The organism is Oceanisphaera sp. W20_SRM_FM3 (assembly GCF_052119705.1).
GTDB lineage: Bacteria > Pseudomonadota > Gammaproteobacteria > Enterobacterales > Aeromonadaceae > Oceanimonas.
Genome location: NZ_JBGQOP010000007.1, coordinates 1 through 12,975 on the forward strand (window position 1 = coordinate 1; position 12,975 = coordinate 12,975).

At 50.2% G+C, this 12,975-nt stretch carries 14 protein-coding genes; all 14 read left to right on the forward strand.

The window, feature by feature from the left end:
* The first annotated feature begins 238 nt into the window (after positions 1-238).
* A complete protein-coding gene (gene trmJ / locus ACEN2G_RS05575) occupies positions 239-973 on the forward strand; it encodes a tRNA (cytosine(32)/uridine(32)-2'-O)-methyltransferase TrmJ (RefSeq protein WP_442020488.1) in 735 nt (244 codons plus the stop codon).
* Positions 974-1,052: 79 nt separating this feature from the next.
* Entirely contained in the window at positions 1,053-1,511 is a 459-nt protein-coding gene (iscR, locus tag ACEN2G_RS05580) for a Fe-S cluster assembly transcriptional regulator IscR (RefSeq protein ID WP_442020489.1), read from the forward strand.
* Between the two features lie 84 nt (positions 1,512-1,595).
* Positions 1,596-2,810 (forward strand): IscS subfamily cysteine desulfurase, encoded by a 1,215-nt coding sequence (locus tag ACEN2G_RS05585; protein ID WP_442020490.1) that lies wholly within the window; start codon positions 1,596-1,598, stop codon positions 2,808-2,810.
* Positions 2,811-2,868: 58 nt separating this feature from the next.
* Positions 2,869-3,255 carry a Fe-S cluster assembly scaffold IscU gene (gene iscU / locus ACEN2G_RS05590; protein ID WP_442020491.1) on the forward strand — a complete coding sequence of 129 codons (387 nt, stop codon included), beginning with the start codon at positions 2,869-2,871 and terminating at the stop codon, positions 3,253-3,255.
* An 11-nt stretch (positions 3,256-3,266) separates the two neighbouring features.
* Positions 3,267-3,590, forward strand: coding sequence for an iron-sulfur cluster assembly protein IscA (iscA, locus tag ACEN2G_RS05595; RefSeq protein WP_442020492.1), 324 nt, complete (start codon positions 3,267-3,269; stop codon positions 3,588-3,590).
* Between the two features lie 69 nt (positions 3,591-3,659).
* Positions 3,660-4,178: a co-chaperone HscB gene (hscB, locus tag ACEN2G_RS05600; protein WP_442020594.1), complete on the forward strand. Its 519-nt coding sequence runs from the start codon at positions 3,660-3,662 to the stop codon at positions 4,176-4,178.
* Between the two features lie 5 nt (positions 4,179-4,183).
* Entirely contained in the window at positions 4,184-6,025 is a 1,842-nt protein-coding gene (gene hscA, locus ACEN2G_RS05605) for a Fe-S protein assembly chaperone HscA (RefSeq protein ID WP_442020493.1), read from the forward strand.
* A gap of 1 nt (position 6,026) precedes the next feature.
* Positions 6,027-6,365, forward strand: coding sequence for an ISC system 2Fe-2S type ferredoxin (fdx, locus tag ACEN2G_RS05610; RefSeq protein WP_442020494.1), 339 nt, complete (start codon positions 6,027-6,029; stop codon positions 6,363-6,365).
* Between the two features lie 9 nt (positions 6,366-6,374).
* The gene (iscX, locus tag ACEN2G_RS05615) at positions 6,375-6,575 is read left to right on the forward strand and encodes a Fe-S cluster assembly protein IscX (protein ID WP_442020495.1); all 201 of its coding nucleotides are present in this window, start codon (positions 6,375-6,377) and stop codon (positions 6,573-6,575) included.
* Positions 6,576-6,818: 243 nt separating this feature from the next.
* Positions 6,819-7,250: a nucleoside-diphosphate kinase gene (gene ndk, locus ACEN2G_RS05620; protein ID WP_442020496.1), complete on the forward strand. Its 432-nt coding sequence runs from the start codon at positions 6,819-6,821 to the stop codon at positions 7,248-7,250.
* A 221-nt stretch (positions 7,251-7,471) separates the two neighbouring features.
* On the forward strand, positions 7,472-8,968 hold the full coding sequence (locus ACEN2G_RS05625) for a nucleobase:cation symporter-2 family protein (protein ID WP_442020497.1): 1,497 nt from the start codon (positions 7,472-7,474) through the stop codon (positions 8,966-8,968).
* Positions 8,969-9,149: 181 nt separating this feature from the next.
* Complete coding sequence (locus ACEN2G_RS05630) at positions 9,150-10,268, forward strand: bifunctional tRNA (adenosine(37)-C2)-methyltransferase TrmG/ribosomal RNA large subunit methyltransferase RlmN (protein WP_442020498.1); 1,119 nt, start codon at positions 9,150-9,152, stop codon at positions 10,266-10,268.
* A 457-nt stretch (positions 10,269-10,725) separates the two neighbouring features.
* Positions 10,726-11,763 carry a cytoskeleton protein RodZ gene (rodZ, locus tag ACEN2G_RS05635; RefSeq protein ID WP_442020499.1) on the forward strand — a complete coding sequence of 346 codons (1,038 nt, stop codon included), beginning with the start codon at positions 10,726-10,728 and terminating at the stop codon, positions 11,761-11,763.
* 14 nt (positions 11,764-11,777) lie between these two features.
* Positions 11,778-12,896, forward strand: a complete 1,119-nt coding sequence (ispG, locus tag ACEN2G_RS05640; RefSeq protein WP_442020500.1) for a flavodoxin-dependent (E)-4-hydroxy-3-methylbut-2-enyl-diphosphate synthase — start codon at positions 11,778-11,780, stop codon at positions 12,894-12,896.
* Positions 12,897-12,975: the final 79 nt, after the last annotated feature.

Genomic DNA, 12,975 nt, shown 5'->3' on the forward strand with positions numbered 1-12,975 from the left:
AGGATTAACCCCCAACGCATATGCGCAGCAACTTAATGCTGCTTAAACTGGTGTCTACTTTAGTCGGGCCATTCCAAGAGCTTAATTTAAAATTCAACATTTAAAATTCAACATTGCCCAAAGGGCTAGCGCACCATACAAATGTTGGCCTTGCTGCTTGGCCTAGACGTTGTCTGTTGTAGGCACTACGACTGTGCTAGACTCTTTTTCCTTAAGCACCCTTGGAACCTTGCTAGCTATGCTTGAGCAAATACGCATCGTGTTGGTTAACACCTCACACACTGGAAATATCGGCTCTGCCGCCCGCGCCATGAAAACCATGGGCCTTACCGAGTTATGGCTGGTTGATCCCGTCGGCACTATCGACGATCAAGCTATCGCGCTGTCGGCGGGCGCTCATGACGTACTGGAAAATGCCCGCATCGTGGACACGCTGGCAGAAGCCGTTGCCGATTGCGGCCTGGTCATTGGCGCTAGCGCCCGTTCACGCACTTTATCTTGGCCTATGTTAGATGCCCGTGAAGCCGGCGAAAAAGTACTGCGCGAAGCGCCACAGCATAAGGTTGCCTTGGTATTTGGCCGTGAACGCACGGGGTTAAGTAACGATGAACTGCATCTGTGTCAGTTTCACGTGGCTATTCCTGCCAATCCAGATTACAGCTCCTTGAACTTAGCCATGGCCGTGCAAACCTTAAGCTATGAAGTACGCATGGCGTGGTTGGCGGCAGAACAAGCCAATGCCGAGCCTGAAACCGGCTATCCCTTATCGGCGGATCTGGAGCGTTTCTACCAGCATTTAGAGCAGACCCTGCTTGAAACCGGCTTCATCATTAAACCTCATCCGGGGCAGGTGATGACCAAATTGCGCCGCTTTTTTAACCGAGCGCGACCCGAAGAGCAGGAGCTGAATATCTTGCGCGGCATTCTCACTTCCATACAGAAAAATGGTCGCTCGTCCGGTGACAATAGTTGAGTGTTTTAGTCGGGCTAATACTTGACTGAATTACTCGGGTATGGCAATCTGGCCGCATGTGTAGCTAGGGTGAAATTAGATGAGACTAACATCAAAAGGGCGTTATGCAGTAACAGCCATGTTGGATGTAGCCTTGCACTGTGATGCGGGCCCCGTATCACTGGCCCATATCTCTGAGCGTCAGGGTATTTCTCTGTCGTACCTTGAGCAATTATTCGCACGCTTGCGTAAGCACGGCTTAGTGAGCAGCGTGCGCGGCCCTGGCGGCGGTTATTTGCTGGGCCAGTCGCAAGCGGCCATTTCTGTGGGCGCCATTATTACCGCAGTCGATGAGTCGGTAGATGCCACTAAATGCCAAGGTAAGGGCGATTGTCATAACGGCAGTCAATGCCTTACTCACACCTTATGGTGCGCGCTAAGCGACCGTATCAGTGATTTTTTAGACGGCATTAGCCTAGCCGAGCTGGTAAACCAGCAATCGAGACGGCGTGTGCCTGAGCAACAAGATAGCAGCTTAAGTCTGTTGACTCTGGACTAAGCAAACAGCAATTGAGCCTAATTTTTTAGTATTAAATGTCGATGACAAGACTGCCAACCAAGCAGCGTCGTAATGGAGAATAAAATGAAACTGCCCATTTACCTCGACTATGCGGCTACCTGCCCGGTAGATCCACGCGTTGCCGAACAGATGATGCAATGCCTCACCCCAGATGGCATTTTTGGTAACCCAGCTTCTCGCTCCCACCGTTTCGGTTGGCAAGCAGAAGAGCGTGTAGATATCGCGCGTAACCAAATTGCCGACTTGATCAATGCCGACCCGCGCGAGATCGTCTTTACCTCTGGTGCAACCGAGTCTGATAACTTGGCCATTAAAGGCATTGCCAACTTCTACGGTAAAAAAGGTAAGCACATTATTACCTCTAAAACCGAGCACAAGGCAGTTCTGGATCCTTGCCGTCAATTAGAGCGTGAAGGCTATGAGGTGACCTATTTAGAGCCTCAATCCAGTGGTCTGTTTACGCTAGCACAAATTGAAAACGCCATGCGTGACGACACCATTTTGGTGAGCATCATGCACGTAAATAACGAAACCGGCGTTATTCAAGACGTGAAGGCTATCGGTGCCTTGTGCCGGAGCCGCAAGATAATGTTCCACGTTGATGCGGCACAAAGTGTTGCCAAAATTGACGTCGACGTAAAAGACATGAATATCGACTTGTTGTCGATATCTGGTCACAAATCCTATGGTCCTAAAGGCATAGGCGCGCTGTATGTATCTCGTAAACCACGGGTGCGCTTAGAAGCACAAATGCACGGTGGCGGCCATGAACGCGGTATGCGCTCTGGCACCTTGCCTACTCACCAAATCGTGGGTATGGGCGAAGCGATGCGTATCGCTAAAGAAGAAATGCACAGTGAAGGCGAGCGTATCTTAGCCTTACGCCAGCGTTTGTATAACGGCCTTAAAGACATCGAAGAAGTATATGTAAACGGTGATCTTGAGCGCAGAGTGCCGGGCATTTTGAATATCAGCTTCGCCTATGTGGAAGGTGAGTCCTTGATCATGGCTTTGAAAGACTTAGCCGTGTCGTCAGGCTCAGCTTGTACCTCAGCCAGTCTAGAGCCTTCTTATGTACTGCGCGCTTTAGGGTTAAATGATGAATTAGCTCACAGCTCGATTCGTTTTAGCATTGGCCGCTTTACTACCGAAGCACAGATTGACTACGCCATTACCTTGGTGAACGAAGCCATTGGTCGCCTGCGTGACATGTCTCCGTTGTGGGAAATGTTTAAAGACGGAATAGATTTAGATCAGGTTGAATGGGCACACCACTAATGTGTTAAACCTAAACAATTGGTGTCTAAACCATTAAGCATTGAGTGAGGATTGAATCATGGCTTACAGCGAAAAAGTAATAGATCACTATGAAAACCCCCGTAATGTCGGCGGTTTTGACAAAAATGACCCGACCATAGCCACTGGTATGGTGGGTGCACCGGCCTGTGGCGACGTGATGAAGCTGCAGCTTAAGATCAACGATGCGGGTATTATCGAAGACGCCAAGTTCAAAACCTACGGTTGCGGCTCGGCAATTGCCTCAAGCTCTTTGATCACCGAATGGGTGAAAGGTAAGAGCTTAGAAGAAGCAGGTAGCATTAAAAATACCGATATCGCCGAAGAGTTGGCTTTGCCGCCAGTAAAAATTCACTGCTCAATTTTGGCAGAGGATGCGATTAAGGCCGCTATCGAAGATTATAAGAAGAAGAAAAACTTAGCGTAAACGGAGACACCATGGCGATCACCATTACCGATGCCGCAGCACAGCGCGTGCAGACTTTCTTGACCAATAGAGGCAAAGGCTTAGGCTTGCGCTTAGGGGTGAAAACCTCGGGCTGCTCGGGTCTGGCCTATGTGCTGGAATTTGTCGATGAACTGGCTGAAGGCGATCAAGTGTTTGAGCATGGCGAGGTTAAGGTGATCGTCGATAGCAAAAGCTTGGTGTATCTGGACGGTACCGAACTCGACTTCGCCAAAGAAGGGTTGAACGAAGGCTTTAAATTCAACAACCCCAATACCGATGGCGAATGTGGTTGCGGCGAAAGCTTTAACGTTTAAGCACTTGGCATAATAGGATCTGGCATGACGGCACCGAGTAGTATGACCCTAGATAAAATAGGGCAAGGCATGAATTACTTTGAACTGTTTGGCTTGAACCCTCAGTTTGAGCTAGACAGCCAGCTGTTATCCGAGACGTATCGGGGGTTGCAAATGCAGTTTCACCCCGATAAATTTGCCGCCCATCCCGAGCGTGAGCGTCTGCAGGCGGTACAAACTGCCGCCTTTATTAACGATGCCTATACCAAGCTCAAACAACCGCTAAATCGTGCCGAGTACTTGTTGTCCTTGCAGGGCGTTGCACTCAATGCCGAGCAGCAAACGTTAAAAGACTCGCTGTTTTTAATGCAGCAGATGGAATGGCGTGAGCAGCTCGAAGAATTGCCTGAAGCGGATGACATATTTTCTGCCATGCAGTCTTTTGAGCAAGAGTTGCAGCAGGCCAGCAGCGATTATTATGCCGAGCTTGCGCAGCAATTGTCGGCTGCCGACTGGCAAGCCGCCGCCGATACGGTACGTAAACTTAAATTCATGACTAAGCTGCATGCCGAACTCGAACGTTTGGAAGATGCACAGCAGGACTTCTAACCCTAATGGCATTACTACAAATTTCTGAGCCGGGCCAAAGCGCGGCTCCGCATGAACACAAGTGGGCAGTAGGTATCGATCTGGGTACCACAAATTCGTTAGTGGCCGTGGTGCGCAGCGGAGTGCCCGAAACGCTGAACGACGACCAAGGTCGTGATTTGCTGCCCTCAGTGGTGCATTACGGCACTCAAGCGCTGCGTGTGGGTTTTGACGCCAAGCATGAAGCCGATCAAGACCCTCAATATACGATTTCCTCCGTTAAACGCTTACTGGGCAAAGCCTTGGCCGATATTCCGCGCCAGCGTTTGCCCTATGTGTTTAATGAAAGTGATAAAGGCCTTATCAGCCTAGACACCCCGCAAGGGCCGGTGAATCCGGTGCAGGTGTCGGCCGAAATTCTTAAAGTATTGGCCGCGCGTGCCGAGGCAAGCCTTGGCAATCCGGTGCAAGGTGCCGTGATTACCGTGCCCGCTTACTTTGATGATGCCCAGCGCCAAGGCACCAAAGATGCGGCGCAATTAGCGGGCTTGCAGGTATTGCGTTTGCTTAACGAGCCGACCGCCGCAGCCCTTGCCTACGGCTTAGACTCCGGTCAGGAGGGCGTGATCGCCGTGTTTGACTTGGGCGGCGGCACCTTTGATATTTCTATTTTACGCCTGCACCGCGGTGTATTTGAAGTATTGGCGACCGGTGGCGACTCGGCATTGGGCGGCGATGACTTTGACCATATGCTGGCGGATTGGATCCAACAGCAAGCCTGCCTCACCGAGCTTAGCCCCAGCCAACAGCGTAATCTGTTGGATGTGGCCTGTGCGGCTAAACAACGCCTCACCGACCAAGACGCGGTTGAAATCAGCTGGCAAGGTTGGCAGGGCAGCGTAAGCCGCGGTGAGTTTGAAGCGCTGATTTTACCTTGGGTAAATAAAACCTTGCAGTCTTGTCGCCGCGCATTGAAAGATGCGGGCGTAACGGCCGCCGAGGTTCAAGAAGTAGTGATGGTCGGCGGTTCAACCCGCGTGCCCTTAGTGCGTACGCGCGTAGGCGAGTTTTTTGCCACCGAGCCTTTAACCAGTCTGGATCCTGATAAAGTCGTCGCCATAGGTGCAGCCATTCAGGCAGATGTGCTGATCGGCAACAAGCCGGACAGCGATATGTTGTTGCTGGATGTGATCCCGCTGTCTTTAGGTTTGGAGACCATGGGCGGCTTGGTGGAAAAAGTGATCCCCCGCAACACCACTATCCCTGTGGCGCGCGCCCAAGAATTTACCACCTTTAAAGGTGGCCAAACTGCCATGGCCATTCATGTGCTGCAAGGCGAGCGCGAGCTAGTGGCGGATTGCCGCTCTTTGGCGCGCTTTAATTTGACGGGGATTCCGCCGATGGCGGCGGGTGCGGCACATATTTTAGTGACCTTTCAGGTAGACGCAGATGGTTTGTTATCGGTGAGTGCCATGGAGAAATCCTCAGGGGCACAGGCGGCCATTGAAGTGAAACCTTCTTATGGTTTAGCCGAGGCCGAAATCACTCAGATGCTAACCGCTTCGTTTGAGCATGCTAAAGATGACATAGCCGCGCGTATGCTGGCCGAGCAAAAAGTTGAAGCGGCGCGGGTAATTGAGAATATCAACAGTGCGTTGGCTAATGATGCCGCCTTACTGAGCGAGTCTGAACTTGCCTTAATCGTGGCCAGTGTCGCCAGCTTGCAGCAAACCGCCCATAGTGACGATCTCGCGGCCATCAAGCAGGCTATCGAACAAACAGACCAACAAACGGCTGACTTTGCCGCCCGTCGAATGGATGCATCCATTCGTCGAGCTCTGGCCGGACAACGAGTAGATAAGGTGTAATATGGCTAAGATTGTATTTTTGCCTCATGCGGAGCTGTGCCCAGAGGGTGCTGAAGTTGAAAGCCTGCCCGGTGAGACGGTATTGGATGCGGCGCTGCGCAATGGCATTGATATCGAGCATGCCTGTGAAAAGGTCTGTGCTTGTACCACCTGCCATATCATAGTGCGTGAAGGCTTTGACTCACTGAATGAAAGCAGTGAGCTAGAAGATGACATGTTAGACAAAGCTTGGGGCCTAGAGCCTGAGTCGCGATTGGGCTGTCAAACGCGCTTGGCCGATGAAGACTTGGTGGTGGAGATCCCTAAATACACAGTTAACATGGTTTCTGAGAGCCAATAGGAGTCTTTTATGAGTCTTAAATGGACAGACAGTCGAGAAATAGCACTCGATCTTTTAGAAGCCCATCCGGATACGGATCCTAAAACCGTGCGCTTTACCGATCTACATCAGTGGATCTGTGAGCTGGACGGCTTTGATGATGACCCTAAGCGCTCCAACGAGGGTATCTTAGAGGCGGTGATCATGATCTGGATGGATGAGTTTGATTGATTTGTGAGTGAGGTATGAAGAGGGAGGCTCAGGCGAAGCTGCACGCCTCTCTTTCTCATACTCTTCCCTCACTCTAAAGCCACAGTGTTTGACTGTGGCTTTTTTGTTTTTAAGGTCGGTGCTCGGTTACTTTGGGCGCAGTAATTAAATTATCGGCAAGCAGTGTTAACGGAAGTGGTTTTTACGTATAATTGCGCCGTTTTCATACCAAAACCTTTGGGTTAACCTATTTAAGGAATCAAGATGGCTATCGAACGTACTTTCTCTATCATTAAGCCTGATGCAGTAGCAAAAAACTTAGTTGGCGCTATCTATCAGCGTTTTGAAGCCGCGGGTCTGAAGATCGTTGCTGCTAAAATGGTTCACTTGGACAACGCTAAAGCAGAAGGTTTCTACGCTGAGCACAGCGAGCGTCCTTTCTTTAAAGCACTGGTCGACTTCATGATCTCAGGTCCTGTAATGGTCAGCGTATTAGAAGGCGAAAACGCCGTACTGCGTCACCGTGAAATCATGGGTGCCACTAACCCAGCTGATGCTTTGGCCGGTACTCTTCGCGCCGACTACGCTGACAGCATCGACGAAAACGCCGTTCACGGTTCAGATGCGCCTGCTTCTGCTGCCCGTGAAATCGCGTATTTCTTCAGCGATGCTGAGCTGTGCCCACGCACACGTTAATTCACCGCTTGCTAAGTCAAGTTGCTGAATAAAAAAAGGAGCCTAGGCTCCTTTTTTTATGTCCGCCATTTGGCATGAGTCACTTACCTGTGTTTTTGTGACTTTTTTGTTAAGAAATAACTTATCATCATTAATTTTGTTTACATTTCATTTCGCTTAAATCATCATTTGGTCGTGGTAATAGGACCTATCTAAGACTTAATATGCAGGAAGCAAATTAAATGACGACTAAATCACCTCTTCACACTCCCGCACGACCCGAGGATGAAAATCTTGGGGTAGTAGCAAACGTAGCCTACGGCTTTCAACACGTACTCACTATGTATGGCGGCATCATAGCCGTGCCTTTAATTGTGGGCCAAGCTGCCGGCTTAAACTCAGCAGAAATTGGCATGCTGATTGCTGCCTCATTGTTTATTGGCGGTTTGGCTACCTTGTTACAAACCATAGGTATCCCTTTCTTTGGTTGTCAGCTACCGCTAGTACAAGGCGTATCCTTTGCCAGTGTGGCTACTGTGGTGGCCATAGTGACCTCGGGTGGCGGGCTACCCTCGGTGTTTGGAGCTGTGATTGCCGCCTCTATTATCGGCTTTGTGATCACGCCCATTTTCTCTAATATCATCAAATTTTTTCCACCCTTAGTGACGGGCTCGGTGATCACTATCATTGGTTTAACGCTGATGCCGGTAGCGGCGCGCTGGGCCATGGGCGGCAACAGCAAGGCACCCGATTTTGGTAGCATGACCAATATCGGGCTGGCGGCGCTAACGTTGGGTTTGGTGTTGTTATTAAGTAAATTAGGTAACGCCGCCATCAGCCGCTTGTCCATCTTGCTGGCCATGGTATTAGGCACGGCTGCGGCCTGGGGATTGGGGCTGGTGAGCTTTGCTAAAGTCATGGAAGGGCCTATTTTTGCCTTTCCAGCACCCTTATATTTTGGTACCCCTACTTTTGAGATTGCCGCTATTATTTCGATGTTTATCGTGGTGCTGGTGATCTTGGTAGAAACCTCCGCGGATATTCTGGCGGTGGGGGACATTATCGATACCAAAGTGGACGCCCGCCGCTTAGGTGATGGTTTGCGTGCGGATATGATCTCCAGTGCAGTGGCACCCTTATTTGGCTCATTTACCCAAAGCGCCTTTGCCCAAAACGTTGGTCTAGTGGCGGTGACCGGTGTTAAGAGCCGGTTTGTGGTGTCGTTTGCCGGCCTGATCTTAGTCACCTTAGGCCTGTTGCCGATTATGGGCCGTGTGGTGGCGACAGTGCCCACCGCTGTGTTAGGCGGTGCCGGTATTGTGTTGTTTGGTACGGTTGCGGCCAGTGGTATTCGTACCCTCGCTAAGGTGAACTACCACAACAACATGAACCTTATTATCGTGGCCACCTCCATTGGCTTTGGTATGTTGCCCATAGCAGCCCCCAGTTTTTATCACGATTTTCCCAGCTGGTTTGCTACCATTTTTCACTCTGGTATTAGCTCGACTGCTATCATGGCTATCTTGTTGAACTTATTGTTTAACCACATGACCTTAGGCAATTCGGATCAGCAGTCGGTGTTTGCCGCTGGAACCGAGCGCACCATTCGTCCAGAAGCCCTCAAGAACTTATCAGAAGGGGATTATTTCACCGAAGGTAAGTTGTTTGATGTGGAAGGCAACGAAATCTGCGTAGCGGCTGATTGCGACGATAACCGAAAACCTAAGAATGAACATTAGTTAGCAACCTAAGTCGCCACCTTATATTGAGCCGCCCTCGGGCGGCTTTTTTGTGCATTATACAGGGTAATTAAGAGCTGCAATGTAAGTAGAAGCTGTGCGGGTACTGCTGGCAAGATGGCGTTAATTTCTGTACAATTTTGCGCCCTGACGCTCTGTTCAAAAAGCAAGAGGCAACCGAATGAGTGAAACTAAAATAAACCTGCTGGATCTGGATCGTGATGGCATACGTGCGTTCTTCGATGAACTAGGCGAAAAGCCGTTTCGAGCCGATCAAGTGATGAAATGGATCTATCACTTCGGTTGTGACGATTTTGAGCAGATGACCAATATCAACAAGGTGTTGCGCGCTAAGTTACAAGAAAAAGCCGAAATTCGTGCGCCTGAAATCAGCGTCGAAAAAATCTCCGAAGATGGCACCATTAAGTGGGCCATGATGGTCGGCGATCAAGAAGTTGAAACCGTGTATATCCCAGATGGCGACCGAGCCACCTTGTGTGTGTCGTCCCAAGTGGGCTGTGCGCTGGACTGCAAGTTTTGCTCTACCGCCCAACAAGGTTTCAACCGTAACCTTAAGGTGTCGGAAATTATCGGCCAAGTGTGGCGCGCCGCCAGTCGTGTGGGTTTTATTCGCGATACCGGGCGCAAACCCATTACCAATGTGGTGATGATGGGCATGGGCGAGCCACTGCTTAATCTCAATAATGTGGTGCCGGCCATGAGCTTAATGTTGGAAGACTATGGTTTTGGCCTGTCTAAGCGCCGCGTGACCTTGTCGACCTCAGGTGTAGTGCCGGCACTGGATAAGATGGCGGACATGATAGACGTGGCGCTGGCCGTGTCTTTGCATGCGCCCAACGATAAACTGCGCTCACAAATCATGCCTATCAACGACAAGTACAACATTGCTATGTTGATTGCCAGCATCCGTAATTACATCAGTAAATCTACGGCTAATCAGGGCAAAGTGACCATAGAATATGTGCTCTTGGATCATGTGAATGATGATATGCAACACGCCCATGAGTTAGCCGAATTATTAAAAGACTTACCTTGTAAAATTAACTTGATCCCCTTTAATCCGTTCCCAGATAACGAGTACGAGAAACCGAGCAATAGTCGTATCGACCGCTTTAATAAAGTATTGATGCAATACGGTAATACGGTGACCATTCGTAAAACTCGTGGCGATGATATAGATGCGGCTTGCGGTCAGTTAGTGGGTGACGTTATCGATCGCACTAAGCGCACCCAGAAAAAACAGATGCAGCAAGAAACTATATCCGTCACAATGGTTTAAGGACACATAGCTCGCTCGTCTGCAGTGAAAATGCCGTAAAAACGAGCTATTCCTTGTTCATTTTTGCGGATGCGGAACGATTTCTACGCATCGCTGTCAGGTTTATGGGGGGGGCACGCTGTTGAGCCGACTATGGTAAGCTGATTGTTAGTTAAGCTGACCGTTAATAAAGTTATTGTGTGTTAAGGTCGCTATTAACAGTGCTGTCGCCCGCACCATCTAGGCGTGTGAGCTAACAGTGTGAATTCACACTGTGAATTAACAATAGTAATGTAACGAATAAGGTTGTGCTGGAGTCAATTGTTCCGATGCCAAGCTAGGCGCGAGGAGTAGCAAGACCCCAGTCACGGTTTATGGTGAGCAGTGTACTTTGTAAACAGCTGTGGTTTAAGCCAATAGGTGTTTGCTGGAGTGCGGTTATTTCCAGACTCAGAACAGGCTAGGCGATTGTTATCTAATGACTATTAATGAAACAGACTCTCAGCCTCAGGCTGAACTCAAAGTAAGTACTGGCCCGGGTGCGTTATTGCGCCAAGCGCGTGAAGCTAAAGGTTGGACTCAAACAGAGGTGGCGCGCAGATTAAATCTGCGCGTGGCGGTGATCGAATCGATTGATACCGATAATTATAAGGCGGGCGTGGCGCTGACGTTTTTGCGTGGTTACGTTAAAGCCTATGCCAAGGTAGTGGGCGTGCCTGAAGCTCAGGCGTTAGCCGCGTTTGATAGCATGAGTCATGAACAGTTTAACGCTGTAAAGCCCATGCAAAGTTTTTCCAAAAAAACGCGCCAACAAGCCAGTGATAAATGGCTCAAACGCATCAGCTGGCTGGTGTTTTTAGGTTTGCTTGGCTCACTCTTCTATTGGTGGTGGCATGATGGCGGTACCCGTCAGCAAGACTCGCAGCAGTTTGAAACTAGCCTTAGTTCGGCAGAAAAAAATGCTGCCGATAACAGCTCGCCAGACACTCAATCCTCAGACACGGGTTCTTCTGATACGGGGCTAATGCCACCTGCATTAGTACTACCTTCGTTAAATGATACAGATGCAAGTGAGCCGCCGTTGGCCTCAGCTACCCTTACTGATGTGTCGGTCAGCGAACAAGCCACCGCTGCCGAATCTGATAGTAGCCTTAATGGCACTGTTGCTGTAGACGGTGCGACAGCCAGCGTTGCAGTCACTGATACGGCTGCAACCAATGCCGCCTCTACCGAGAACGCCAGCGAGCCCGTTGCCAGCCCTAACGCTGACAATGCTCGCTTGCTGAGCTTGAACTTTACCAATGACTGCTGGATTAAAATTACCGACAGCAAAGGTAAGGTGCTGAGTGAAGGCATTAAAAAAGCTCAGCAGTCTTTAGCTCTTGAAGGTGAACCGCCCTTTAAGCTGATCTTGGGTGTGCCGACAGCGGTGCGCCTTGAGTATCTAGGCAAAGCGGTCGACTTATCTTCGTTTAGTGCCGGTCGGGCCGCTCGACTGACAGTACCGCAATCTTGATCTAAGAGTAAATCATGTCCTTACCTGAAACTCCTATCAAACGTCGCCTGTCCAAGCAAATCCGTGTCGGCTCAGTATTGGTTGGGGGAGATGCCCCCATTACAGTGCAGACCATGACCAACACCCTCACCACGGATGTTGAGGCGACACTGGCGCAAATTCGTGCCGTAGAAAAAGTCGGCGCCGATATAGTGCGTATCTCAGTTCCCACCATGGAAGCCGCCGAAGCCTTCAAGTTGATCCGCGCCGGCACCAGTATGCCGCTTATCGCCGACATCCATTTTGATTACCGTATCGCGCTGCAAGTGGCCGAATATGGCGCCGATTGCCTGCGTATTAACCCGGGTAATATTGGTCGTGAAGACCGTATTCGAGCGGTAGTGGATTGCGCGCGGGATAAAGGCATTCCGATCCGCATCGGCGTCAATGGCGGCTCGTTAGAAAAAGACATTCAAGAAAAATACGGCGAGCCCAACTCCGCCGCCTTGGTCGAATCAGCCATGCGCCACGTCGACATCTTAGACAGACTCAACTTCGACCAATTCAAGGTCAGCGTTAAAGCCTCGGATGTGTTCTTAGCCGTGGGTGCCTACCGTGAACTGGCACGCCAAATTGAGCAGCCGCTGCATTTAGGCATTACCGAAGCCGGTGGCTTTCGCGCCGGTGCCGTTAAGTCGGCGATTGGTCTTGGTATGCTCTTAAGCGAGGGCATAGGCGATACCTTGCGCATTTCACTGGCGGCGGATCCGGTAGAAGAAATCAAAGTGGGCTTTGATATTCTTAAATCCCTGCGTATTCGCTCCCGTGGCATCAACTTTATCGCCTGTCCGTCTTGCTCGCGCCAAGAGTTTGATGTGATAAGCACGGTGAACGAACTCGAACGCCGACTCGAAGATCTCGTGTTGCCGATGGACGTGTCCATTATTGGTTGCGTGGTCAATGGCCCAGGTGAGGCGTTAATTTCCGACTTAGGGTTAGCCGGTGCTCAGCGTAAAAGCGCCCTTTATGAAAGTGGCGAGCGGGTAGGGCGTTTGGACAATAACAATCTTGTGGATACGCTCGAAGCTCGTATTCGTGCCAAAGCCGCCATGATGGATCCTAACGGACGGATTGCCATCATTAATCGTAAGTAGTCAATCGTCAGTAATAATGCGAACAGACGTTTCTCCTGATGCGACTCGCTGGATTCATTCGCCTCTAAGGCCGGACTTA

Excerpts from the sequence above, each read along its gene's own strand:
- trmJ (WP_442020488.1), top strand. The coding sequence starts at position 239 with ATGCTTGAGCAAATACGCATCGTGTTGGTTAACACCTCACACACTGGA.
- iscR (WP_442020489.1), top strand. The coding sequence starts at position 1,053 with ATGAGACTAACATCAAAAGGGCGTTATGCAGTAACAGCCATGTTGGAT.
- ACEN2G_RS05585 (WP_442020490.1), top strand. The coding sequence starts at position 1,596 with ATGAAACTGCCCATTTACCTCGACTATGCGGCTACCTGCCCGGTAGAT.
- iscU (WP_442020491.1), top strand. The coding sequence starts at position 2,869 with ATGGCTTACAGCGAAAAAGTAATAGATCACTATGAAAACCCCCGTAAT.
- iscA (WP_442020492.1), top strand. The coding sequence starts at position 3,267 with ATGGCGATCACCATTACCGATGCCGCAGCACAGCGCGTGCAGACTTTC.
- hscB (WP_442020594.1), top strand. The coding sequence starts at position 3,660 with ATGAATTACTTTGAACTGTTTGGCTTGAACCCTCAGTTTGAGCTAGAC.
- hscA (WP_442020493.1), top strand. The coding sequence starts at position 4,184 with ATGGCATTACTACAAATTTCTGAGCCGGGCCAAAGCGCGGCTCCGCAT.
- fdx (WP_442020494.1), top strand. The coding sequence starts at position 6,027 with ATGGCTAAGATTGTATTTTTGCCTCATGCGGAGCTGTGCCCAGAGGGT.
- iscX (WP_442020495.1), top strand. The coding sequence starts at position 6,375 with ATGAGTCTTAAATGGACAGACAGTCGAGAAATAGCACTCGATCTTTTA.
- ndk (WP_442020496.1), top strand. The coding sequence starts at position 6,819 with ATGGCTATCGAACGTACTTTCTCTATCATTAAGCCTGATGCAGTAGCA.
- ACEN2G_RS05625 (WP_442020497.1), top strand. The coding sequence starts at position 7,472 with ATGACGACTAAATCACCTCTTCACACTCCCGCACGACCCGAGGATGAA.
- ACEN2G_RS05630 (WP_442020498.1), top strand. The coding sequence starts at position 9,150 with ATGAGTGAAACTAAAATAAACCTGCTGGATCTGGATCGTGATGGCATA.
- rodZ (WP_442020499.1), top strand. The coding sequence starts at position 10,726 with ATGACTATTAATGAAACAGACTCTCAGCCTCAGGCTGAACTCAAAGTA.
- ispG (WP_442020500.1), top strand. The coding sequence starts at position 11,778 with ATGTCCTTACCTGAAACTCCTATCAAACGTCGCCTGTCCAAGCAAATC.